At 70.0% G+C, this 22,391-nt stretch carries 21 protein-coding genes and 1 riboswitch; of the genes, 3 read left to right on the top strand and 18 right to left on the bottom strand.

The annotated features are described in order from the left end of the window. Positions 1 to 90: 90 nt before the first annotated feature. The 6 genes from CWN80_RS02800 to CWN80_RS02775 form a co-directional block, all read right to left on the bottom strand. Positions 91 to 1,359, bottom strand: a complete 1,269-nt coding sequence (locus CWN80_RS02800) for a GNAT family N-acetyltransferase (RefSeq protein WP_128276845.1) — start codon at positions 1,357 to 1,359, stop codon at positions 91 to 93. 55 nt (positions 1,360 to 1,414) lie between these two features. Then, positions 1,415 to 2,656, bottom strand: coding sequence for a hypothetical protein (locus CWN80_RS02795; protein ID WP_128276844.1), 1,242 nt, complete (start codon positions 2,654 to 2,656; stop codon positions 1,415 to 1,417). After that, entirely contained in the window at positions 2,656 to 2,958 is a 303-nt protein-coding gene (locus CWN80_RS02790) for a hypothetical protein (RefSeq protein ID WP_128276843.1), read from the bottom strand. The genes CWN80_RS02795 and CWN80_RS02790 overlap by 1 nt, the downstream gene beginning before the upstream one ends. A gap of 194 nt (positions 2,959 to 3,152) precedes the next feature. Continuing rightward, positions 3,153 to 4,469, bottom strand: coding sequence for a bifunctional o-acetylhomoserine/o-acetylserine sulfhydrylase (locus CWN80_RS02785; RefSeq protein WP_007925360.1), 1,317 nt, complete (start codon positions 4,467 to 4,469; stop codon positions 3,153 to 3,155). 12 nt (positions 4,470 to 4,481) lie between these two features. After that, positions 4,482 to 4,594, bottom strand: a riboswitch (SAM riboswitch). 48 nt (positions 4,595 to 4,642) lie between these two features. Next, complete coding sequence (locus tag CWN80_RS02780) at positions 4,643 to 5,044, bottom strand: hypothetical protein (RefSeq protein WP_007925370.1); 402 nt, start codon at positions 5,042 to 5,044, stop codon at positions 4,643 to 4,645. Next, positions 5,031 to 5,399 carry a hypothetical protein gene (locus CWN80_RS02775; RefSeq protein WP_040880715.1) on the bottom strand — a complete coding sequence of 123 codons (369 nt, stop codon included), beginning with the start codon at positions 5,397 to 5,399 and terminating at the stop codon, positions 5,031 to 5,033. Before CWN80_RS02775 ends, CWN80_RS02780 begins: the two co-directional genes overlap by 14 nt. Before the next feature lie 42 nt (positions 5,400 to 5,441). Between CWN80_RS02775 and CWN80_RS02770 the strand changes: the two genes are divergently transcribed. Further along, positions 5,442 to 6,926 (top strand): carboxyl transferase domain-containing protein, encoded by a 1,485-nt coding sequence (locus CWN80_RS02770; RefSeq protein WP_128276842.1) that lies wholly within the window; start codon positions 5,442 to 5,444, stop codon positions 6,924 to 6,926. A 16-nt stretch (positions 6,927 to 6,942) separates the two neighbouring features. On the opposite strand, the gene CWN80_RS02765 is transcribed toward CWN80_RS02770, so the two are convergent. Next, positions 6,943 to 7,380, bottom strand: coding sequence for a hypothetical protein (locus CWN80_RS02765; protein ID WP_128276841.1), 438 nt, complete (start codon positions 7,378 to 7,380; stop codon positions 6,943 to 6,945). A 158-nt stretch (positions 7,381 to 7,538) separates the two neighbouring features. Here CWN80_RS02765 and CWN80_RS02760 point away from each other — a divergent pair, with 158 nt between their 5' ends. Further along, entirely contained in the window at positions 7,539 to 8,912 is a 1,374-nt protein-coding gene (locus tag CWN80_RS02760; protein WP_007925378.1) for an L-serine ammonia-lyase, read from the top strand. Positions 8,913 to 8,985: 73 nt separating this feature from the next. On the opposite strand, the gene CWN80_RS02755 is transcribed toward CWN80_RS02760, so the two are convergent. The 10 genes from CWN80_RS02755 to CWN80_RS02710 form a co-directional block, all read right to left on the bottom strand. Continuing rightward, complete coding sequence (locus tag CWN80_RS02755) at positions 8,986 to 10,329, bottom strand: DUF2510 domain-containing protein (protein WP_007925380.1); 1,344 nt, start codon at positions 10,327 to 10,329, stop codon at positions 8,986 to 8,988. 109 nt (positions 10,330 to 10,438) lie between these two features. Next, the gene (locus tag CWN80_RS02750; RefSeq protein ID WP_007925388.1) at positions 10,439 to 11,020 is read right to left on the bottom strand and encodes a DUF2510 domain-containing protein; all 582 of its coding nucleotides are present in this window, start codon (positions 11,018 to 11,020) and stop codon (positions 10,439 to 10,441) included. Continuing rightward, positions 11,017 to 12,711, bottom strand: a complete 1,695-nt coding sequence (locus CWN80_RS02745) for an NERD domain-containing protein (protein WP_007925390.1) — start codon at positions 12,709 to 12,711, stop codon at positions 11,017 to 11,019. The genes CWN80_RS02750 and CWN80_RS02745 overlap by 4 nt, the downstream gene beginning before the upstream one ends. 67 nt (positions 12,712 to 12,778) lie before the next feature. Further along, positions 12,779 to 14,452, bottom strand: a complete 1,674-nt coding sequence (locus tag CWN80_RS02740; protein ID WP_128276840.1) for an HNH endonuclease signature motif containing protein — start codon at positions 14,450 to 14,452, stop codon at positions 12,779 to 12,781. Between the two features lie 36 nt (positions 14,453 to 14,488). Further along, on the bottom strand, positions 14,489 to 14,911 hold the full coding sequence (locus CWN80_RS02735) for a protein NO VEIN domain-containing protein (RefSeq protein ID WP_128276839.1): 423 nt from the start codon (positions 14,909 to 14,911) through the stop codon (positions 14,489 to 14,491). Positions 14,912 to 14,935: 24 nt separating this feature from the next. Continuing rightward, positions 14,936 to 15,361 (bottom strand): hypothetical protein, encoded by a 426-nt coding sequence (locus CWN80_RS02730; RefSeq protein ID WP_007925393.1) that lies wholly within the window; start codon positions 15,359 to 15,361, stop codon positions 14,936 to 14,938. A gap of 52 nt (positions 15,362 to 15,413) precedes the next feature. Beyond that, the gene (locus CWN80_RS02725) at positions 15,414 to 16,274 is read right to left on the bottom strand and encodes an HNH endonuclease (protein WP_007925394.1); all 861 of its coding nucleotides are present in this window, start codon (positions 16,272 to 16,274) and stop codon (positions 15,414 to 15,416) included. A 127-nt stretch (positions 16,275 to 16,401) separates the two neighbouring features. Next, positions 16,402 to 19,311, bottom strand: coding sequence for a vitamin B12-dependent ribonucleotide reductase (locus tag CWN80_RS02720; RefSeq protein WP_007925395.1), 2,910 nt, complete (start codon positions 19,309 to 19,311; stop codon positions 16,402 to 16,404). Positions 19,312 to 19,422: 111 nt separating this feature from the next. Next, positions 19,423 to 19,887 carry a transcriptional regulator NrdR gene (gene nrdR / locus CWN80_RS02715; RefSeq protein WP_007925398.1) on the bottom strand — a complete coding sequence of 155 codons (465 nt, stop codon included), beginning with the start codon at positions 19,885 to 19,887 and terminating at the stop codon, positions 19,423 to 19,425. A 305-nt stretch (positions 19,888 to 20,192) separates the two neighbouring features. Next, on the bottom strand, positions 20,193 to 20,567 hold the full coding sequence (locus CWN80_RS02710; RefSeq protein WP_007925399.1) for a LysM peptidoglycan-binding domain-containing protein: 375 nt from the start codon (positions 20,565 to 20,567) through the stop codon (positions 20,193 to 20,195). Positions 20,568 to 20,787: 220 nt separating this feature from the next. Between CWN80_RS02710 and lexA the strand changes: the two genes are divergently transcribed. After that, on the top strand, positions 20,788 to 21,543 hold the full coding sequence (gene lexA, locus CWN80_RS02705; protein ID WP_007925400.1) for a transcriptional repressor LexA: 756 nt from the start codon (positions 20,788 to 20,790) through the stop codon (positions 21,541 to 21,543). Here lexA and CWN80_RS02700 read toward each other — a convergent pair. Beyond that, entirely contained in the window at positions 21,518 to 22,363 is an 846-nt protein-coding gene (locus CWN80_RS02700; protein ID WP_007925401.1) for an NAD-dependent protein deacetylase, read from the bottom strand. The two genes, lexA and CWN80_RS02700, sit on opposite strands and share 26 nt — an antisense overlap. Positions 22,364 to 22,391: the final 28 nt, after the last annotated feature.

Here is a 22,391-nt window from a genome sequence, read left to right as displayed (position 1 = left end):
ACAGTCAGGATATCCACGGCCCCTGAGTGGGTCCCACGCCCCGCGTGGGCGGTCGCCCGGCGACCGTCTCGAAGGGCGCCATCCCGAAGGTCAGAAGTCGATCGTCGTCACCGGCCCGACCGGCGTGCGCAGCGCGGCGTCGAGCGCGGCGACCGCGGCCGGGTCACCCGTGACGTAGCCGGCGGCGGCGCGGGCCGCGATGGTCTGACCGCCGAGCCACACGGCCCCGAGGTCACCGATGTCGAGCGTGACGTCGGCGGCTGCCTCCGTGCGCTCGAGCGCCCCGACGCCACCGCGCGTGGCCGTCCAGCGCCAACGACCGGCCTGCTCGGGCAGGGTCGGGTCGCCGACCTCGACGACGACGTCGAGGTCGGCGGCGTGGCCGCGCTCGGTGACGGCGGTCGGCAGGTCGACGATGCGCAGCCAGAGGCAGTCGCTCGGTCCGCCTCCGCCGAGGGCACGCGGCGAGGGCAGCCACGTGACGAGCGGGTCGTCGAGGGTCACCCAGTAGACGGTGCTGCCCATGAGGTCGAGGTCGACGAGCCGGTCGGCGAGCGCCAGCCGGGCTCCGACGTCGGTGGAGAGGAGGAAGAAGACGCCGACCTCCCCCTCGGGTCGTCCGTCGGACCAGCGCGGCGTGCGGTGGAAGTACGCGGCGCCGACGTCGCGACCGTCGCGGGTCGCCCACAGCAGGCGCGCGGGCTCGCGGTCGCCGCGGCTCTCGGGACTGTCGTAGAGCAGGCGGGCGCAGTCCTCGCGGCTGCGCACGACCTGCCCAGCACCGGTGGTGGCGGCCGCTCGGGCGAGGTCGTGCCACCGGTCCGCCTGGTCGGGGCCCGCCGTCGTGGTCTGCAGGGTCGTCGCGTCGGCGAGCTCCCTCACCTGCGGCGGCGCGGCGAAGTTCGTGCCCCGCCCGAAGCTCGAGCGCAGCACCGTGCTCGCCACCCCGTAGCCGAAGCGACCGTAGATCATGTGCTCCGACGCCTTGAGCACGGACAGCGAGCGTCCCTGCTCGTCGCGGGTCCACCGCAGGTGGTGGCCCATGACGGCGGTGAGCACCCCGCGCCGCCGGTGGTCGGGGTGCACCCCGATCCACGTCAGCCCCTCCGCGGGACGAAGGGAGGCCCCCTCGCCTCCCGCAGCCGGCACGGAGACCTCGACGTCCCAGGACCCGGCGGTGCCCGCAGGCTCTCCCCCGCGGGTGGCGACGAAGCCCGCTCGCTGCGGGGTGTCGCGCAGCTGTGCCTCGCGCGGTCGGCGCGCGCTGTCGGCCCAGACGAGGGTGTCGAGCTCGAGCAGGGCCTCGACCTGGCTCTCGTCGGCAGGGTCGATGCGGGTGATCGCGATGTCGCTCGTCATGAGGTCACGCTCGCACCGGGGCGAAGGGCGCGGCAACGCCTTTTTTGATCCTCCCCTACGGCACCGGTGAGACCAGGTGCGACCCGGTGAGGTCGTCGATCGCCCCCGCCCGTCGCGACCTCTGCGCCTCCTCCCTTCGCTCGGCGGCCGCCTCACGTTCCTGCCGCTCCGACGGGGACTCGGTCACCTTGTCGGCCGCGGCGTCGATGGACTGCCCGGTGGAGATCCCCGACTCGACCCGGGAGACGGTGTGGTTGGTCTTGCGGACGCCGTAGGTGACGATGACGCCGCCCTTGCGGACGTGGCCCGACCCGGCGACGGCTGCCCAGTCGGTCGCGAAGTCGTCGGCCAAGTTGATGCCGGAGGTCTCCCTGGCCCAGTCGGTCGCCTTGTGCCTCCCCCGCACCTTCGACGTGGCCGCCTTGTGCTTCGCCCAGCTCTTGGCATCCGCTCCGATACGCCGGTGGGCGATGGGGTTGGTCGACTTGTCGGCGGCCCGGATGCTGCGCAGCTCCGCCGCCCGGTCGGCGGCCTTGATGCGCCGCCCGGTCTTGATCTGCCGGCTCAGCGGGATCATCGTGTCGACGGCCGCGAGATAGGTGCTCTTGCCGACGTCGGAGTAGCTGCCCTCGCCGTACACGGCCCGGCGGCCGAACCTGCCGATCGGATCGCCCGCGGCCAGGACGCCCATGGGCTTGACGAAGCCTGAGACCGGGTTGGTGGCGAGCGAGCTCGTCCCGACCCGGCTCGACTGCTCGAAGGTGTTGTAGAGCCGCTCGTCCGACAGGTCCGACCCCACGACGGCCAGGCTCGCGGCAACGGCGTGCTCGTCGGCCGCCGCGGCGTCGGCCTCACGGGCGAAGCCGCGCCGGTTCATCTCCCGCGAGTTGGCGGCGGCCCGGTACTCCCGCTCGACCGTCACGTACTCCGGGTCCTCCGGCGTCATCGTCGCCAGGCGCTCCTTGCGGGCCTGCGCGGTGGCGGTGTTGGTGTCGTAGCGCCCCCGGAGCCGCTTGAGGGTCGCCTGGCTCTCCTCGAGCCGGTCGGCGTAGGGGCGGATGATCCGCTCGGCACCGCTCAGCCGGTTGGCGGTGGCGACGAGGTCGCTCGGCGTCGTGCCGACCTCCCGCTCGAACATCGTCCCCGAGCACGAGTCCCACACCCCCTTCGTCGAGACGGTGCGCAGCAGGTTGACGACGGTGTGGATGTTGGCCGCTACGGTCTTGAGCTCGTCGGCCTCGGCGCGGATGACGGCGGGGTCGCCCTCCTCGATCGTCCCCGGGTCCTCGAGCGCCATCAGAGGACCCCCCGGTTGCGCTCGTCGACGAGGTCCTCGGTCTCGACGTACCAGGACCCGGCGTCCTGGGCGAGGCGCGCGAGCGCACGCAGCTGCGTGCAGGCCTGCTTGCGCCGGCGCTCGTAGTCACCGATGGCCGCCTCGTAGGCCTGGGTGCCGGTCCAGCTCGGGAAGCCGAAGGTCTCGACCGCCTCGTTGTTGGCCTTGGCCGCCTTCTCTTCGAGGTAGTCGGCGATCGCCGTCAGTTGTCGACCCAGCCCCGCGATGCCCTCGCTGTCGATGGAGATGCGTTGTCCGCCCATGCCCCACACGCTAGGAAAAAACGCCGAGGGGCCCGTGGAGTTCTCCACAGGCCCCTCGGTGCGCCCTTCGAGATGGCCCTTCGAGACGGCTCGTTCCTCACCTCCTCAGGGACCGAGGTTCCTCGCCTCCTCAGGGACCGAGGTTCCTCGCCTCCTCAGGGACCGAGGTTCCTCGCCTCCTCAGGGACCGAAGATCACTTCGCGGCGGCGAAGCCCTGCTCGAGGTCGGCGACGATGTCCTCGATGCTCTCGAGACCGACCGCCAGACGGACGAGGCCGGGGGTGACGCCGGCGGCGAGCCGGTCCTCCTCCGGACCCTGCGAGTGGGTCGTCGAGGCCGGGTGGATGACGAGCGAGCGCACGTCACCGATGTTGGCCAGGTGGCTGTGCAGGGTGAGCCCCTCGACAAACTTCTTGCCTGCCTCGAGGCCGCCGGCGATCTCGAAGGAGATGACGGCACCGGCCCCCTTCGGCGTGTAGCGCTGCGCCTGCTCGAAGCTCGCCGAGCCCTCGATGGACGCCCAGTTGACCGCCTCGACCTGCGCGTGGCCGGAGAGGAAGTCGACGACCTTGCGGGTGTTGTCGAGGTGCCGCTCGATGCGCAGGCTGAGCGTCTCGATGCCCTGCCCGATGAGGAAGGCGTTGAAGGGCGAGATCGCCGGGCCGATGTCGCGCAGCAGCTGCACGCGTGCCTTGAGGATGAAGGACAGGTTGGCCCCGAGCGCGCCGTTGACGCCGAGGTCGGGGCCGAAGCGCAGCCCGTGGTAGCTCGGGTCGGGCTGGTTGTAGTTGGGGAACTTCTCCGGGTCGGCCGCGTAGTCGAAGGCCCCGCCGTCGACGATGACGCCGGCGATCGCGGTGCCGTGGCCGCCGAGGTACTTCGTCGCCGAGTGGACGACGACGTCCGCACCGTGCTCGAGGGGGCGCAGCACGTAAGGCGTGGCGATCGTGTTGTCGACGACGAGCGGCACCCCGGCCTCGTGGGCGACCTCGGCGATGCCGGCGATGTCGAGCACGACCGGCTTGGGGTTGCCGATCGTCTCGCCGAAGAAGGCCTTGGTGTTGGGCTTGACCGCCGCGCGCCACTGCTCGAGGTCGCTCGGGTCCTCGACGAAGGAGACCTCGATGCCGAACTTCGGCAGGGTGAACTTCAGCAGGTTGATCGTGCCGCCGTAGAGCGCGGCGCTGGCGACGATGTGGTCACCCGCCTCGGCGATGTTGACCAGGGCGAGGTGCGTCGCGGACATGCCCGACGCCGTGAGCAGCGCGCCGACGCCACCCTCGAGGGCGGCGATCTTCTGCTCCACCGCGTCCTGGGTGGGGTTCATGATGCGCGTGTAGATGTTGCCGAATTCCTTGAGCGCGAAGAGGTTCGCCGCCTGCTCGGTGTCCTTGAAGGCGTAGGAGGTCGTCGCGTGGATCGGCAGCGCCCGCGAACCAGTCGTCGGGTCGGGCGCCTGGCCGGCGTGGATCTGCTGGGTCTCGAAGCTCCAGATGGAGGGGTCGGACATGTCTGCTCCTTGAGTGCGCGCTTGACCGCGACGGACGTCGCGGACCAGGTCGTCTCCCGGGGCACCCCACCGCGGAGGAGGGTTGCCGGCCAGCGAGCCGGGGCTTCGCGCTGGCGCTCAAGACCTGCTGCGATGATAGGAAAAGGGCTGGCGCGCACCAGCCTCCGTCTCACCTAGCGGGCGCGCACCCGGTGGAGCCACCACAGCCCGACGAAGGGGAGGACGAGCGGCAGGTAGCCGTAGCCGGACCCGTAGTGGGACCAGACGGTCTTGTCGGGGAAGAGCTCGGGCCGCACGAAGGACAGGGTCCCGACGGTGACGACGCCGACGGCTTCGACGAGGATCGCGCCGGTGGCCACGCGGGCACCGGAGGGTCCCCCCTTCGCCAGGGCGATGGTCGCGACGACGTAGATGAGGGCGGCGCACGCCGACAGCACGTAGGCGAGCGGGGCCCGGTCGAAGTACTGGGTGATCTGCAGGATCGAGCGCCCGGTCGCGGCGAGCGCGAGCACTCCGTAGACGGCGACGACGACCCGGCCGGGCCCGGTGCCGGTGCTGACCTCAGGCGGGGCCACTGGTCTGCCAGATCTGGAGGATGCGGTAGGTCATGACCCCGACGGTGAAGGCACCGGCGATGACGACGCCCATGGCCCAGCGGGTCTTTTCCTTGAGGGCGATGAAGACGACGACCGGCGGGATGATCGGGAGGGTCAGGGCGTAGGCGAGCATCGTCGCGCCCTCCCCCGTCCCGGTGACGCGGCCGTGGACGACCGCCGTCGTCACGGCGAGCACGAGCAGACCCAGCTCGACGAGCGCCGCGACGAGCAGGAGCCCGTCGTCGACGGGGCGGTCGAGCGCGAGGTAGATCAGGGCCACGAGCCCGAGGGCGGCGACGGCGACCATCACGGCAGTGGTCAGGGGCACAAGCACCGGGCAAGGTTACCCACCCTCGTGGGTGGCACCATCACTGCCATGAGTCCCCAGCGCCCTGGTGCCCAGCAGCTCATCGACGCGGTCGTCGACCCGGACAGCTTCGTCACGTGGGACGAGCCGATCGACACCTCCGGCCTCGACGACACCTACCGGTCGGCGATGGCGGCCGCGGCCGAGCGCGCCGGCACCGACGAGTCGATCCTCACCGGACGGGCCCGGATCCAGGGTCACGACGTCGCCCTCATCGTCGGCGAGTTCCGCTTCCTCGGCGGGTCGATCGGACGGGCGGCCGCGGGCCGGATCGTCTCGGCGGTCCGGCGTGCGACGACCGAGCGGCTGCCGCTCATCGCGGCGACCGCCAGCGGTGGTACGCGGATGCAGGAGGGCACCCCGGCCTTCATGACGATGGTCGACATCTCGGCCGCGGTCGTGGCGCACAAGGCGGCCGGCCTGCCCTACCTCGCCTACCTGCGGCACCCGACGACCGGCGGCGTCTTCGCCTCGTGGGGGTCGCTGGCGCACATGACGATCGCCGAGCCCGGGGCGCTCATCGGCTTCCTCGGCCCGGTCGTCTACGAGACGGTCAACGGCGTCCCCTTCCCGGAGGGCGTCCAAGTCGCCGAAAACCTCGTCGACAAGGGCATCGTCGACGCCGTCGTCCCGCTCGAGGAGCTGGCCGGCATCGCGGCGCGCGCCCTGACGATGCTGTCGGCGACGACCCATCGGCACGCCGACCCGACCGAGCACCCGGCGTGGCGGATCGCTCCCTTCGTCTCGCGGCCGGAGCCGGACGAGGAGGAGGTCGCCGCGGTCTGGGGGGCCATCGAGACGACCCGAAGGGGGGACCGCCCCGGTGTGCGGGAGCTGCTGCGGCACGCCGCCGACGACGTCATCCCGCTCAACGGCACGGGCTACGGCGAGTCGGACAAGGGGGTCATGCTCGCCCTGGCCTCCTTCGGCTCGCGGCCGTGCGTGCTCGTCGGCCAGGACCGCCGCTACCAGGTCGCCGAGTCGATGGGACCGGCCGCGCTGCGTGAGGCACGTCGCGGCATGCGGATGGCCCGCGAGCTCGGCCTGCCCCTCGTGACGGTCATCGACACCCCCGGCGCCGACCTCTCCCCCCGGGCGGAGGAGGGCGCGCTCGCCGGGGAGATCGCCCGGTGCATCGCCGACATGACGGCGCTCGACGTACCGAGCGTGTCCGTGCTCCTCGGCGAGGGCACCGGCGGGGGCGCGCTGGCGCTGCTGCCCGCGCAGCGGGTCGTCGCCGCCGGCAATGCCTGGCTGTCGCCGCTGCCGCCGGAGGGGGCGAGTGCCATCGTCTTCAAGGACACCGAGCACGCCGCTCTGCTCGCCGCCCGCCAGCGGGTCGGCGCCCGACACATGCGCGAGGACGGGCTCGTCGACGTCATCGTCGAGGAGTCCCCCGCGGCCCACGAGGACCCGGAGGGCTTCGCCCGGGCGATCGGCGCGGAGGTGGTCGCCCAGGTCGACGAACTGCTCGCTCGGTCCGCGAACGAGTGAGGCGGGGGTCGGGCGGTCAGCCGGCGATCGCCAGCCCGTCCCACACCGGCATCTCGACGACGGCGCGATCGGTCGCCAGGTAGGTCGCGAGCAGTGGCACGTCGAGCTCGCGGCAGGAGGCGATCGCCGCCTCGTGCCAGGCCCGTGCCTCGTCGTCGGGCTCGAGGCCGTGGGGCCGGCCGATCGCGACGACGAGGCCGCCGAGACGCTCGACGAGGCCACCGACGACGAGGTCGAAGGGGCGGCGCCGCTCGCTCGGTGGCAGGTCGGTACCGCCGAGCTCGCCGATCGTGATCGGCTGGATCATGCGGCAGGTCTCGTCGCACAGCACGATCGTCAGCGAGCCACTCTCGCGGTCGCTCTCGCGCACGACGAGATCGACGACGTCGCGGGCGATCGTCGGGTCGGTCAGGGGTCGGGTGGGCCAGTCACGGGGCAGGTCGTCGAAGCTCATGCCCTGCAGTGTGGCCGGGTCGGCGCAGCCCGCCGCGAGGTTTTCCACAGCGGCCCGGCGCAGTCGACGCGGTGGGTAGTGTGAGCCACGGCACGGCGCCCCACCACCCGCGTCGAGCCGTCCGTGCCCCACCCACGAGCACCCCAGGAGAGCCACCCGTGGCACTGAGCGTCTTCGACCTGTTTTCGATCGGCATCGGCCCGTCGAGCTCCCACACCGTCGGCCCGATGCGGGCCGCCGTGATGTTCGTCGAGGGTCTGCGTGACGAAGGGGTCCTGCCGCAGGTGCGTCGGGTCAAGGCCGAGCTCTTCGGTTCGCTCGGAGCGACCGGTCACGGGCACGGCTCCAACACCGCGGTCCTGCTCGGCCTGTCCGGTGAGCGCCCGGAGGTCTGCGACCCCCGCTCGGTGGCCGGTCGGCTGCAGCAGATCCGCTCCTCGCACCGGGTGAGCCTGCTCGGCGAGCACGAGATCGACTTCCATGAGGACGACGACCTCGTGCTGCACCGGCGCAAGGCGCTGCCCCTGCACCCCAACGGCATGACCTTCACGGCGTGGGGCGACGCGCAGGAGCCGATCAGCGCGCACACCTACTACTCCGTCGGCGGCGGCTTCGTCGTCGGCGAGGACGCCTCGGGCTCGACGAAGATCGTCGCCGACACGACGCCCGTCGCCCACCCCTTCACCACCGGCGACCAGCTGCTCGCCATCTGCCGGGAGACCGGCCTGTCGATCGCCCAGGTCATGCTCGACAACGAGCTGTCGTGGCGCACCGAGGACGAGGTGCGCCAGGAGCTGCTGCACATCTGGTCGGTCATGCAGGAGTGCATCGACAACGGCACCCGCACCGAAGGGGTCCTGCCCGGCGGCCTCAAGGTGCGCCGGCGCGCGCCCCAGCTCCACCAGCGGCTGCGGGCCGAGGGCAGCAGCAGCGACCCGCTGCGCGGCATGGACTGGCTGTGCCTCTACGCCCTGGCCGTCAACGAGGAAAATGCCGCTGGCGGCCGGGTCGTCACCGCACCGACCAACGGAGCGGCCGGCATCATCCCGGCCGTGCTGCGCTACTACGTCGACTTCGTGCCGGGCGCGGACGAGGACGGCATCTGCCGCTTCCTGCTCACCGCGGCGGCGATCGGCGTCATCTACAAGGAAAATGCCTCGATCTCGGGCGCCGAGGTCGGCTGCCAGGGCGAGGTCGGCTCGGCCTGCTCGATGGCGGCCGGCGCGATGGCCGCGGTGCTTGGCGGCTCCCCCGCCCAGGTCGAAAATGCCGCGGAGATCGGCATGGAGCACAACCTCGGCCTGACCTGCGACCCCGTGGGCGGGCTCGTGCAGATCCCGTGCATCGAGCGCAATGCCGTCGCCTCGGTCAAGGCGATCACCGCGGCCCGCACCGCGCTGCGCGGCGACGGCTCGCACGTCGTCTCGCTCGACAAGGTCGTCAAGACGATGCGCGAGACCGGTCGGGACATGAAGGTCAAGTACAAGGAGACCGCTCGCGGCGGTCTGGCCGTCAACGTCATCGAGTGCTGAGGCCTCCCCCTTCGACACGACGAAGGCGCCGCCCCCATCGGGAGCGGCGCCTTCGTGCGTGCGGCGGGGGACCTTACTTCTTCTTGATCTCCCAGTCACCCGCGGCCTGGACGACGATGTACTTCGTGCCCTCCTGGACCGTGGTGGTGCCGTCGTAGCTGTCGTACTCGCTGATCAGGCGGTCCGGGTAGTCGGAGGCACCGACGGCCTCGACCTTGATGTTGCCGATGAAGGAGTCCTTCGGCTGCGTGTACTTGACCGCGATGTCGGACTTCTTGCCGTCCCACTTGAAGACCTTGGAGCCGTCACCCTTCTCGGTCGAGCCGAAGGTCGGGGCCTTGTCGATCTTCGTGAACTTCACGGTCCACGAGCCCTTGGTGTCCATCTCGATCTTCGTCGTGCTCGTGTTGTAGCCGGTGAGGTTGTACGCCACCGTGCCCTTGGCCGCGTCGCTCGACGTGAGGATGTACTCGGAGTTCTTGTCGTTGAAGTCCAGGCCCTTGATGCTCAGGCTGTCGTACTTCTGACCGTCGTAGGTGAACTCCATGAGGCCGGCGCCGTCGCCACCGGGGACGTTGACGACGCTGTGGCCGCTGCCCTTGTAGGTGGTGCCCCACTTGGCGGCACGGCCCTTGGTCACGCTGGAGACCGGGCCGGAGTCGCTCGAGGACGAGTCCGTCGGGCTCGAGTCGGTCGTGGACGAGTCGCTCGACGAGGAGTCGGTCGGCGTCGAGTCCGTGGACGAGGAGTCCGTCGGGGTCGAGTCGGTCGGCTGGGAGGTCGTCGACGGCTGCGCGGTGGGCTCGTCGTCGCTACCACCGATGAGCTTGAGGCCGAGGAAGCCCAGGACGAGCAGGAGGATCAGGCCGAGGACACCGAGACCGGCGATCAGCGGCACCTTGCTCTTGGAGCCCGGCGCACCGCCCTGGCCGTACTGCTGCTGGCCGTAGCCCTGCTGCTGGCCATAGGCGGAGGACTGGTCGTACCCGCCCTGCTGGCCGTAGCCCTGCTGCTGGCCATAGGCGGAGGGCTGGTCGTACCCGCCCTGCTGGCCGTAGCCGCTCTGGTCCTGACCGTAGGAGGACTGGCCGTAGCCCTGGTCCTGACCGTAGGAGGAGGCACCGTAGCCGCCGGCGGCACCCGCGGCGGCACCGTAGCTGGTGCTGTCGGTGGAGATCGCCTCGGTCTCGGAGGACCGGTCGGCGTTGGGACGCACACGCGTGGCCTCGTCGACCTCGCTCGTGGACCCGACGGTGTCCTGACGCGTCCCCGTGCCCGAGGAGTCGGGACCCGGCTGGTCGGCAGCGAAGCCGTCGGGCGTCGCCTGACGGTGCTCGGTCCAGCCATTGCCGTCCCAGTAACGAATCTGCCCCTGATTGTCAGGGTCCTGATACCAACCGGCAGCCCAGTTGCTCATCGCAGGCCCTCTCCGTATCTCTCGTATGCGATCTCTGTGTGCGAGCCCAGCGTACCTGCGCTCAACCCTGTGGACATGGGGAGAACTCCCCAGTTGTTGCTCTTCGGACTCAGGACTGGTACCCGTTGCGGCGATTGAGCTCCACCGCGCCCTGGTACGCGTGGTACATGCCCCAGCCCCAGGCGACCACCATGAGCGGCAGCCCGATGAAGCCGATGAGGATCCAGCCGAGGCAGATGACCAGAACGAGCCCGAAGATGTAGAGGCCGAGGAACCCCACGCCTGCGCCGACGTCACCGTTGACCATCGACCCGACGCCGGGGATGAAGAGGGACAGGATCAGCGAGATCGCCGGGTCCTTGCGGGGCGCGGGCATCGCGCCGGCCGGGCCGACGTGCGGCGGCTGGGGGTAGGGCTGCTGCGAGTAGGACTGCTGGCCGAAGGGGGCCTGCCCCGCACCGGGAGGAGGTGCCTGCCCGTGGGTGGGTGCGGTGTAGGGCACCACCTGACTGCTCGGCGGGGGCGGCGGGCTGGCCGGGGTCGCGGCACCGGTCGTCGGCGACGCAGACGCGGAGGTGGGCGACGGTGTCGACGTCGGCGGCGGCGCAGACGTCGAGTGCGTCCACCGGGTGCCGTCCCAGTAGCGTCGCTCGCCGTCGTGCTCGTACCAGCCCGGCGCGTGTTCGGTCATGATGCCCCCTGTGTCTCGCCGGAGATGCTACCTGCGTCGGCGAGCGCCCGAGCCACCTCCTCGCCCGCGAGCCGGATCACATCGAGGTCCCCGACGACGACGAGTCGGTCGGTCGCGCGCGACAGCCCGACGTAGAGGCGCTCGCGAAAACGCTCGCGGGTCCCCGACTCGTTGATGCACAGCACGACGGCGCGACGTTCCATCCCCTTCGCCCCGAGCACGTGCCCGTAGAAGACGTCGTCGTTGTCCCAGAAGGTGTCCCAGTACCCGCGCTGCCCGTACTCCTCCTGCCGCTCCGCCTGCACGGGGTGTCGTGCGCCGGTGGTGAGCAGGGCGACGTGCTGGGGGTCCCACCCTTCGTCGAGCAGGACGTCGACCTGGTCGTCGGCGAGGGTCAGGGCCTCCCGCGACGTGGCGTGGACGAGCTCCACCTGCGGGCCGTCACCGCCCTCGAGGCGCATCCGCAGCGGCGCCAGCGGTCGGAAGGCGGCGGCGATCTGCTTGGTGTTGCGCAGGTTGTGGTCGAGGACGAGCGGCACGAGCGGGACCGGAGGCCGGCCGAAGCGGTTGAAGAGGCGCTGGTTTTCGTCGGAGTAGAGGAAGAGCCCGCCGTCGCTCTCGTCGGTGAGCGCACCGATGATCGGCCGCCACCACGACTCGGCGAAGTCCTGCGCCTCGTCGACGACGAAGCTGTCGTACCGCTCCCCCGGCGGCAGCTCGGCGGCCCGGCCGGCCATGAGTCGGGGGAAGGTCTCCTCCCAGTAGTTCGGGTCGTCGCGGGTCCCGGAGGGCACGCCCCAGAGGTTGCCGAGCTCTTCGAAGGTGCCGACGAAGGAGGGCCGCTGGCGGCGGGGCCAGGTCGCGACCTCGCGCTTGAAGTACGTCGCGAGGCCGATGGAGTAGCACAGGAGGGCGACCCGTTCGGGTGTGCGGCCTCGCTGACCTGCGGACAGCTGCTTGGCCTGGGTGAGGGCGAGCACGGTCTTGCCGCTGCCGGCGCCGCCGCGGATCTCGATGCGGCGCAGCAGGCGGGTGACGTCGAGGACGAGGGACTGCTCCTGGGTGAGGTGGTCGGCCCGCGCCTGGCGTTCGTCGGCCTCGTCGACGACCGTCGGGGCAACGCCCCTGCCCCGCGCGGTGAGGATGTCGACGATCACCTCGCAGTCGTCGAGGCTCGGCACGGCGGTGTGGGTCTCGAAGCCGAGCGGGATGTCGGCGAGGCGCTCGGCGAGGGTCGCCATGTCGCCACGGTCGTGGATCATCCAGCGCGGGCAGTCCGGCAGGTCGAAGTCCAGCCCGAGGCTGACGAAGGGGGTGACGACGGCGTGGGCGAAGCGGATCCGACGTCGGGACGAGTCGGCCCAGCGGGGGTCGGTCTCGACGTACTGGCGGATGGCGTACTTCGTGTCCCGGACCTGCCCGACCGGGTCGATGGGTTGTCGTGCGCCGCGGCGCTTGATCGTCCACTGGCCGTCGTCGATGCGGGTCCCGTTGCCCTTGACCTCCACGACGACGACACCGACGTCGGGCATGACGACGACGAGGTCGGCCTCGTGGTCCTTGGTGAGGTCGGTGAGGCGGTAGTTGGCGAGGAGCACGTCCTGGGGACGAAGGGAGTCGCGCAGCCCCTCCCACACGTGCCGCTCGGAGTCCGTCGTGAAGGGCGGGTCTTCGGGGATCAGCCGTGGCATGGGGCCAACGTAGCGTCGTGCCGAGTCAAGGTGGGTTGGCTCGGGCTCGTGACCGATCTCGTCTCTCTCAGAAGGGCACCGGGCCGCACTCCACCGCTGGCGCCACCAGCTCCTCCCCTCCCCCCTTCGCCCCCTCCACGGGGGGCAAAGCCGGTGCAACGACGAGCTGACCCCCGTCATCAGGGCCGAGCGTCGGCTCACCGGCCGCCCATGCGCTGACGTGCACCTCCCCTTCGTCGAGGGAATGCACCCAGTGGGCGGGGAAGGTGCTGGCGGGCACCCCCGCCGGGCTCGTCCACTCGGCCCGGCCGTCCTCGTGGAGGGTGTGGGTCCAGCGCGGTGAGTGCTTGACCCGGTGGTGGTGCCGGCAGAGCCCGGAGAGGTTGGCGGGGCTGGTGGCCCCCTGCGGGTACGGGAGGGCGTGGTCGAGGTCGGCCGCCTGCTCGGCGCCGCGGGCGACGCGGCGGGTGCAGCCCCACATGCGACAGGTGCCGTCGCGGGTGGTGACGAAGTCACGCATCGCGCGTGGCACGACGTAGCGGGGGTCGGAGGTCTCGACGAGGACGCCGGTGCGGGCGTCGACGAGCGCCCGGGAGACGGTGGTGTCGAGGTGCGTGGTGAGCGCGGCGACGACGTCGGCGGGGATGAAGCCGACCCCCGGGATGTCGCAGCCGCTGACCCACGTGCGCTGGCCGTCGGGGCCGGGACCGGCGGCCACCTGCGCGGTGATCGCGTTGCCGGCCCACTCCTCCGGTACGACGTCCACGGCGTCAGGTCCTTCGCCGGTGACGAAGCGCCCTTCGACGGCGGTCGGTCCGTGGAGGGCGTGGGCGGCGTCACCGGCAGCCGGTCGACCTTCGCCCCCTGCGTAGGGGGCGAACGAGAGCCGCGACGCGGCCGAGGTGATGATCGGCAGCCCGAGGCGAACGTGCGGGGTGACCTCGACGCCACGCAGGGCGAGATCGGCCAGGCCCTGGGCCCGGGACGCACCGGCGGCGAGGGTGGGGTCGGCCTGGCGCAGCTGCTTGGCGACCGCGTCGATCGCCTCCTTGAGCGCGAGTGCGGTCTCGGCAGGGAGGGTGGCGTGCAGGTCGGTGCAACCGACGGGGCCTTCGCTGAAGGCGACGTACAGTGCATTGCGCCGGTTGCGCCGGGCACGGTCGGCGAGGAGCTCCGGCTCGACCCGCTGGAGGATGCGGCGAGTCGCCTTGCGCAGCTCCCGCTCGTCGAGGCCCGTGGCGCGGGTGCTGCCGGGCCGGCCACGAAGGGGGTCGAGCAGGTGGTCCACGACCGCTGCCACCGCGTCGGGGCCCGCCTCGCGGGTCTCCTTGGCGACGACCTCGAGGGACCGCTCCCGCATGCGCCCATCCGCCACCAGGTCGGCGAGGCGCCGCAGGTCGGTGATGGCGCGTGCCGACAGGTCGCACCGTCGCCCCGCCTCCCCCGCACCTGCCCCGAGGGCGAGACCGAGCGCGTCGACGGCGAACTCGGCGACCTCTCCCTCCGGCAGGCGGACCGGGCGGTAGACGTGGTCCTCGCCGACCTCTTCACCGAACCGCGATGCGTGGCCCAGCAAGGTCAGCTCGAGCGCGTCGGCTGCCCGTCTGAGGCGCTCGGTCGCCTGGAGCATCCGCGTCAGCGTCTGCTCGTCGGCCCTGCCCGCCTGCGCCCCCGCGCGCTCACGGATCTGCCCCAGTCCCCGGAAGGACTCCTCCACTTTGGCCAGCTCGTCTTCGAACATGTGTCCATGGTCGCAGCGGCCACCGACAACCCCGGGCTAGGCCGTGGGCGGCACTTGCCCCTTGACCTCGTTCCGCGACGGCAGGGCCCGGTAGGACTCCGGTCGTAGGTCGCAGCTCGCACGCAGGTCCCCACGAAGGGAGTAGAAGCGCACCGACTCCGGCCGGAAGTCGTGGAGTCGGTAGAGGTGGTAGGACTCCGCCTCTGAGACGCTCACGTCGACCTCGTTGCGGGTGATGACCATCGGCCAATGCACTCCCTGGGTCGTCGTCTTGACCTCGATCAGCTTGTCAGCCCCGCTGGGCTCGAAGGACCGGATGTCGAACCCGAGGCCGTCACCGACGGTCTGGCTGACGTGCTCGACCCGCGCCGCCAGGGTGTGCTCGCCCATCCGGGTGAGCAGCTGCCGTTCCCGCTCCAGGACCGCTCGTTCACCGGCAGCACCCAACGCACGATTCATCGCCTCCAGCTCCACGAAGTCCCATCAACCCACGTGTTGCCCCGGCCCAGCTCTGAAGACATCCAGGCCGAGGGAGGGAGCCTCCCCTTCGACCCAGGCAGCCGATCCGCTCACGTCCGGCATGGCGCGGGTGATCTTGTCGAAGGCGAGGTTCGTGAGCTCCGGCCGACGCAAGATCTCCTCCCGGACTGCATCCCGCAGAGAAGCCTGGATGTTGGGGTAGGGCTTGTACCCGTTGACGAAGGGGAAGCTCATCTCTCGCAGGACCGCGCTGACATTCATGAACTTGTACTCGATCGATCCTCGACCGCGATCCATGACGTCTTGGAGCTGGCGGTTCACCTGCGCCTTGACGAACCTCTCGTCCTGAAGCTCTGAACGGAGCATGTCGAAGTACGCGCTGACGAGGATTCCGTTCTCCTCGTCCGTCCAGTCGCCCGACTCAGCCACGCACCCTCCTGCCCTGTGAGAGCACCATAGAGACCCTCCGCCAGCAGGTCAGCTAGGAGACACGGAAGGACTCATACGCGATCTCGAGCAGCAACGGGTCGGGGTGCTCAGCCCGCCGAGCAGGAAGCACCATGAGCTGCTCGTTGTGTCGCTCCTTCAGTCCGTGCTGAAGCATCGGTCCGTCGATTTCCTCGAGCAAATCACGCCGGATCTGGACGACGTGGTCTGGGCGGATGCCCAAAATGCCGGAGTCGAAGGCGGCATGGTGAATCTTGCACAGCGCGAGCCCGTTTCGCACAGAGGCAACTCCGAGCTCGTGACCGTCCTCGACGATGTGCGCAGCGTCCAACAGGTCGCCATGCCTGAGTGCGCACACCGCGCACCGGGTCTCGTAAGCCCGCATCACCGTTGACCTGAAGACCCGTTGGTGAACCCTCTGGTTGCGCTCGGCCCGGATGTATCGTCGTACGTGCTCGTCCACCTCGGACAAGGACTCCCGCTGGCTCTCGTCGATGGCTACGACGAACTGGTGCTGAGCCGGCTCTTCGGCCTCGATGTAGACGGGGTAGATGGGCTTGTAGTCTCCCGGCCCAACCCCGAAGAACCAGATCAGAGGCAACGAGGCATTCATGGCGGCCCGTAGCGCCCTGTTCTCCGGGTGCAGGGCGTCTGTGCCTCGCCATTTGTAACGGAGGCGACCGTCCGCCCCAACCGCATCCTCGTAGGGCCGATGGGCCCCCTCGGCGCGGTAGACCGTGCGTATCGACAGGGCCGCTTGCGCGTCGGCCGGCTTCCGGATCCCGCGCTGAGCGTCAAGCAACGGAATTCTGACTCCCTCGAACTGGAACTCCCGCAGTGCCTCAGAGCGAAGCCAGTCGCGCTCTGCCGACGTCGCACGGTCGAGCCACCCCATCGCGGCTGACCGAAACTCACGCTCGAAGTGCAGGTCTCAGCCCATGGGTCCGAGCTTGCCAGCTCGGGCACGCCGAAGGGGGCCAACCGGACTCGCCGGTTGGCCCCCCTTCGTCAACTACTGCAGATCAGCTGCAGCCGCTGGTCGAGCCGCAGCCCTCGCAGACGTAGCAGGAGCCGGCGGGACGCATCTTGGTGCCGCAGGTCATGCACATCGGGGCGTCGGCGGTCTTGCCCTGGAACTTCTCGAGCAGCTCGGCCGAGGAGTGGACCGTGGCGTCGACCTCGCGGGCCGAGGCGGCGCCGGCACCGGACTGGACGGTGACGTCGGCCTCCTCGTCCTTGGCCGGCGAAGCCTTGGCCTCCTTCGCCTCGGTGGTGGGCACGCCCTGCGAGTAGCTGTCGTCGTCGTAGCTCTCGTCGTCGTCCGAGGTGGTGGCCTCGTACGAGCCGGTCTCGAGCTGACGCGCACGCTCCTCGGCAGTGTGGATGCCCATGAACGACCGCGTGTCGAAGTCCAGGTAGTCCAGCGCCAAGCGACGGAAGACGTAGTCCATGATCGACTGCGCCATCCGCACGTCCGGGTCGTCCGTCATGCCGGCCGGCTCGAAGCGCAGGTTGGTGAACTTCTCGACGTAGGTCTCCAGCGGCACACCGTGCTGCAGGGCGATCGAGATCGCGATGGAGAAGGCGTCCATCAGACCGGCCAAGGTCGAGCCCTGCTTGCCGAACTTCAGGAAGATCTCGCCGAGCTCGCCGTCCTCGTAGGTGCCGGCGGTCAGGTAACCCTCGGCCCCACCGACGGCGAAGCTCGTCGTCTGCGAGGTGCGGCGCTTGGGCAGGCGGCGACGCAGCGGGCGGTACTCGACGACCTTCTCCGTCTCGGCAGCAGCGGCCTCGGCACCAGCCTTGGCGTCCTTGGCGGTGGACCCACCGTCGGACAGCGGCTGGCCGACCTTGCAGTTGTCGCGGTAGACCGCGAGCGCCTTGAGGCCGAGCTTCCAGCCCTGCATGTAGACGTCCTCGATCTCCTCGACCGTGGCGCTCTCGGGCAGGTTGACCGTCTTGGAGATCGCACCGGAGAGGAAGGGCTGCACCGCAGCCATCATCCGCACGTGGCCCATCGGGGCGATGGCCCGCGCGCCCATGGCGGTGTCGAAGATCTCGTAGTGCTCCGGCTTCAGGCCCGGGGCGTCGATGACGTGACCCTTGTCGGCGATGTACTCGACGATCGCCTCGATGGTCTCCTCGGCGTAGCCGAGCTTCTTCAGCGCGCGCGGGATCGTCAGGTTGACGATCTGCATCGAGCCGCCACCGACGAGCTTCTTGAACTTCACGAGCGAGAAGTCCGGCTCGATGCCGGTGGTGTCGCAGTCCATCATGAAGCCGATGGTCCCGGTGGGGGCGAGCACCGACGCCTGGGCGTTGCGGTAGCCGTTCTTCTCACCGGTCTTGACGACCGCGTCCCACGCCTTGGTGGCGTAGGCGTGGATGTCCTTGTCCATCGTGTGCATCGTGCGGATCTGGTCGTTGGCCGCCTGGTGCTTGCGCATGACGCGCTTGTGGGCGTCCGCGTTGCGGGCGTAGCCGTTGTACGAGCCGACGATGCCGGCCAGCTCCGCCGAACGCTTGTAGGACGCACCCGTGAGCAGCGAGGTGATCGCCGCGGCGAGCGCCCGGCCACCGTCGGAGTCGTAGCCGTGACCGGTCGCCATGAGCAGCGCGCCGAGGTTGGCGTAGCCGATGCCCAGCTGGCGGTAGTCGCGGGTGGTCTGGCCGATCGACTCCGTCGGGAAGTCCGCGAAGCAGATCGAGATGTCCATCGCGGTGATGACCAGCTCGGCGACCGCCTGGAAGCGCGCGGCGTCGAAGGTGTCGTCGTCCCCCAGGAACTTCAGCAGGTTGAGCGAGGCCAGGTTGCAGGAGGAGTTGTCCAGGGACATGTACTCGCTGCACGGGTTGGAGGCGGTGATGCGGCCGGTCTCGGGGTTGGTGTGCCAGTCGTTGATCGTGCCGTCGTACTGGATGCCCGGGTCGGCGCACTCCCACGCGGCCTTGGCGATCTTGCCCATGAGCTCACGGGCGTCGACGGTCTCGATGACCGAACCGTCCTTGCGGGAGGTCAGGCCGAAGTCGGTGCCCTCGTCGACCGCGCGCATGAACTCGTCCGTCACGCGCACGGAGTTGTTGGCGTTCTGGTACTGCACCGAGGTGATGTCGGCGCCACCGAGGTCCATGTCGAAGCCGGCGTCACGCAGCGCGCGGATCTTGTCCTCCTCGCGCGCCTTGGTCTCGACGAACTCCTCGATGTCCGGGTGGTCGACGTCCAGGACGACCATCTTCGCCGCGCGGCGCGTCGCGCCACCGGACTTGATGGTGCCCGCGGAGGCGTCGGCACCGCGCATGAAGGAGACCGGGCCGGAGGCGGTGCCACCGGAGGAGAGCAGCTCCTTGGAGGAGCGGATGCGGGAGAGGTTCAGACCGGCGCCGGAGCCGCCCTTGAAGATGAAGCCCTCCTCCTTGTACCAGTTGAGGATCGAGTCCATCGAGTCATCGACCGAGAGGATGAAGCAGGCGCTGACCTGCTGCGGGCTCAGCGTGCCGACGTTGAACCACACGGGCGAGTTGAAGCTGAAGATCTGGTGCAGCAGCGCGTAGGTCAGCTCGTGCTCGAAGATCTCGGCGTCAGCGTCCGTCGCGAAGTAGCCGTGCTCCTTGCCCGCCTTGACGTAGGTGAGGACGACCCGGTCGATGAGCTGCTTGAGACCCGACTCGCGCTGCGGCGAACCGACCGCACCACGGAAGTACTTCGTCGTGACGATCGTGGAGGCGTTGACCGACCAGAAGTCGGGGAACTCGACGCCGCGCTGCTCGAAGATCGTCTCGCCGGTCTTCCAGTTCTGCTGGACGACGTCGCGCTTCTCCCACACGACCTCGTCGTAGGGGTGGACACCCTCCGTGGTGTGGATGCGGGTGATCGTCAGGCCCTTGGTGCGGGACCCGCGACGGGCGCTGGACTTGCCGGCGGTCTCGGTCATGCTGCTCTCTCCTCGGTCCGTGTGGTGGCGGTCTGCTTCAGCTGTGCTGCGGTCGTTCTTCAAAGGTGTCACCGGGTACCGACAGCCCAACGGCGTGCCGGCCCCGGGGGTCTAGGGGGTGGTGACGGCGGCGTGCTCCTCGCGGAGCGTGGCGATCGCCGACTCGAAGTCCTCGAGCGAGTCGAAGGACTGGTAGACGGAGGCGAAGCGCAGGTACGCCACCTCGTCGAGATCACGCAGCGGCGGCAGGATCGCCATGCCCACCTCGTGGGCGTCGATCTCCGCGCTGCCCTGGGAGCGGATGCTCTCCTCGACCCGCTGGGCCAGGAGGGCGAGCTGGTCCTCGGTGACCGGTCGGCCCTGGCAGGCCTTGCGGACGCCGGCGAGCACCTTGGCCCGGCTGAAGGGCTCGGCGGCACCGGACCGCTTCGTCACCGTGAGGCTGGCGCTCTCGAGGGTCGTGAAGCGGCGGCTGCACTCCGGGCACTGGCGACGACGCCGGATGGCGCTGCCGTCATCGGTCGTCCGGCTGTCGATGACCCGGGAGTCGGTGTGCCGGCAGAACGGGCAGTGCACGGTGATCTCCCTTCGCTGGACGTGCGATGTGGTGCTGCTTGTGGATGGTGCGGTGGACGAAACTGGGGACGAACCCCGCTCGCCTGTGGAGAAACGGTCTCCGCCTGTGCACTATATGTGGACGAATGACAACCGTGTAACCACTAGATGTAGTGACCATTAGACGCCTCCGGCGGACGTGACGCAAGTCCCCCGGAAAAACAGTCGATGAACGGCACATCGGCCGCCCCCACGGTGCGTGGAGACGGCCGATGGCCTACCCGGGCCGGGTCGAGTGGCTCGGGGGATGGTGGTGACGAAGGGGGTCAGTGCCCCGGGATCGTCAGGGTCTGCCCGGCGTGGACGTGCGTGGTCGAGAGGTTGTTGGCGACCTGGATGCGAGTCACCGCCTCCGCGGTGGGGAGACCGGCGAGCTCGGTCGTGGCGATCTCGCTGAGCGTCTGCCCCGGCTCGACGGTGACCTCCTGCGTCGCCGCTGGCGTGCCACCGAAGGCGAGGCTCGCGCCCGCGACGCTCGCCACGGCGACCGTCGTCAGGGTGATCACCAGGCGGCCGCGACGGGTCAGGCGGGTGCGCGAGGCCGGGCGCTCGACGACGGCGTCACCGGTCGGCACGGAGATGAGGTGGCGCGTGCGTGCCGGCGCGTCGATGCAAATCGGGGTGGCAGTGAGAGCAGTCATGCGGTCCTCCTCGTGGCGATTCCGTCGAACCGGTGTTCGATAGAACGTCTGTACGATGTCTAGCACGGGTGTTCGAAGAAAATCAACAACACGCTCGAACACGTGTTTGAAATGCTTGTTCGATCGGCCTAGGGTCGATCTCACCGAGAAGTTGACCAGCGACCACCGACAACGGAAGGCCGCGAGCTCGGGACCGGACACGGACGAAGGGGTCGAGACCATGAGCGGCAAGGGCAAGGACAACATCCACCAGTTGCCCGAGCGGGACACCGGCGACGGGCTGACCGCCCGGCAGCGCAAGGTGCTCGAGGTGATCCGCAATGCCGTCGCCAGCCGGGGCTACCCGCCGAGCCTGCGCGAGATCGGCGAGCTCGTCGGCCTGACGAGCCCGAGCTCGGTGGCCCACCAGCTCTCCTCCCTCGAGCGCAAGGGCTACCTGCGTCGCGACCCCAACCGGCCCCGCGCCATCGAGGTCATCTCCCCCGACGACTCCACCCCCGCGGTCACGGCCGAGGTCACCGACCTCACCGACGGCATGCGCGGCGGCGCGAGCACCCACGACGAGGTCGTCGACCCGACCGGCTCCGGCGACGAGCGCCCCGAGGCGAGCTACGTGCCCGTGCTCGGTCAGATCGCCGCCGGTGTGCCGATCACCGCGGAGGAGGTCGTCGACGACGTCTTCCCGCTGCCCAAGCAGATCGTCGGCGAAGGCTCGCTCTTCCTGCTCAAGGTCGTCGGCGACTCGATGATCGACGCGGCCATCTGCGACGGCGACTGGGTCGTCGTGCGCCAGCAGCCCAATGCAGACAACGGCGACATCGTCGCGGCCATGCTCGACAACGAGGCGACCGTCAAGACCTTCAAGCGGACCGACGGCAACGTCTGGCTGCTCCCCCACAACCCGGCCTTCGACCCGATCGACGGCAACCACGCGACGATCCTCGGCAAGGTCACCGCCGTGCTGCGCCGCCTCTGACCGCGAGGTCCTCGACGGCGCCGACCAGGTGCCGGAGCGACGGCGCGAGCTCGCCATCCACCCGGTGGTCGACGAGGTCGTCGCCGCGGGTGGGGCCCCGGGTGATGAGCAAGACGGGAATCCCCCGCTTCGCCGCGTGACGCACGAAGCGCAGGCCCGACATCACCTGCAGCGAGCTGCCGAGCACGAGCAGGCTCGGCGCCGCGTCGACGAGGTCGTAGCAGTGCTGGACCAGCGGCTTGGCCACGGACCCACCGAAGAAGACGACGTCCGGCTTCAGCGTGTCGTCCCCGCACACAAGGCAGCGCGGTGCGACGAAGCGTTCGACGTCGACGCTCTCCAGGCGCACGTCACCATCGGGCCTGATCTCGTCGCTGTCGACGTCGAAGCCGGGGTTGTCCCGGGACATCCGCGCATCGAGAGTGCGCCGGTCCTCGCGCGCCTCGCAGGTGAGGCAGACGACCTCGACGAGGCTGCCGTGCAGCTCGACCACGTCTCGCGTCCCGGCTGCTTGGTGGAGACCGTCGACGTTTTGCGTGATGACCGGGCCGACCGCACCGAGATCCTGCAACCGCGTGACGAGGTGGTGCGCCGCGTTGGGCCGCGCGGCGTGAAATCGGCGCCACCCGACGTAGCTGCGCGCCCAGTACCGCTGGCGCGCTTGGCTGCTGCCGACGAACTCCCCGTAGTGCATCGGGGTCACTCGTCGGGTGCCGTCCGGTCCCCGGTAGTCGGGTATCCCCGAGTCCGTCGACATGCCCGCGCCCGTCAGCACGAGGGCGGGGCCGACGGACAGAGCCGCCGCGATGGCGTCGATCACCCGACCAGTATGGGCGGCCGCTCCGGGC

This window comes from Janibacter hoylei PVAS-1 (assembly GCF_004025845.1).
GTDB classification, from domain to species: Bacteria; Actinomycetota; Actinomycetes; order Actinomycetales; family Dermatophilaceae; genus Janibacter; species Janibacter hoylei.
Note: the sequence above shows the minus strand (reverse complement) of the source record. Positions and strands in the feature narration are given on the sequence as shown.

Bases quoted from the DNA above. Each gene is read 5' to 3' on its own strand.
- CWN80_RS02740 (WP_128276840.1), bottom strand. From the start codon at position 14,452: ATGTTCGAAGACGAGCTGGCCAAAGTGGAGGAGTCCTTCCGGGGACTG.
- CWN80_RS02735 (WP_128276839.1), bottom strand. From the start codon at position 14,911: ATGAATCGTGCGTTGGGTGCTGCCGGTGAACGAGCGGTCCTGGAGCGG.
- CWN80_RS02750 (WP_007925388.1), bottom strand. From the start codon at position 11,020: ATGACCGAACACGCGCCGGGCTGGTACGAGCACGACGGCGAGCGACGC.
- CWN80_RS02765 (WP_128276841.1), bottom strand. From the start codon at position 7,380: ATGAGCTTCGACGACCTGCCCCGTGACTGGCCCACCCGACCCCTGACC.
- lexA (WP_007925400.1), top strand. From the start codon at position 20,788: ATGAGCGGCAAGGGCAAGGACAACATCCACCAGTTGCCCGAGCGGGAC.
- CWN80_RS02725 (WP_007925394.1), bottom strand. From the start codon at position 16,274: ATGGGGTGGCTCGACCGTGCGACGTCGGCAGAGCGCGACTGGCTTCGC.
- CWN80_RS02785 (WP_007925360.1), bottom strand. From the start codon at position 4,469: ATGTCCGACCCCTCCATCTGGAGCTTCGAGACCCAGCAGATCCACGCC.
- CWN80_RS02770 (WP_128276842.1), top strand. From the start codon at position 5,442: ATGAGTCCCCAGCGCCCTGGTGCCCAGCAGCTCATCGACGCGGTCGTC.
- CWN80_RS02800 (WP_128276845.1), bottom strand. From the start codon at position 1,359: ATGACGAGCGACATCGCGATCACCCGCATCGACCCTGCCGACGAGAGC.
- CWN80_RS02790 (WP_128276843.1), bottom strand. From the start codon at position 2,958: ATGGGCGGACAACGCATCTCCATCGACAGCGAGGGCATCGCGGGGCTG.
- CWN80_RS02710 (WP_007925399.1), bottom strand. From the start codon at position 20,567: ATGACTGCTCTCACTGCCACCCCGATTTGCATCGACGCGCCGGCACGC.
- CWN80_RS02720 (WP_007925395.1), bottom strand. From the start codon at position 19,311: ATGACCGAGACCGCCGGCAAGTCCAGCGCCCGTCGCGGGTCCCGCACC.
- CWN80_RS02745 (WP_007925390.1), bottom strand. From the start codon at position 12,711: ATGCCACGGCTGATCCCCGAAGACCCGCCCTTCACGACGGACTCCGAG.
- CWN80_RS02755 (WP_007925380.1), bottom strand. From the start codon at position 10,329: ATGAGCAACTGGGCTGCCGGTTGGTATCAGGACCCTGACAATCAGGGG.
- CWN80_RS02795 (WP_128276844.1), bottom strand. From the start codon at position 2,656: ATGGCGCTCGAGGACCCGGGGACGATCGAGGAGGGCGACCCCGCCGTC.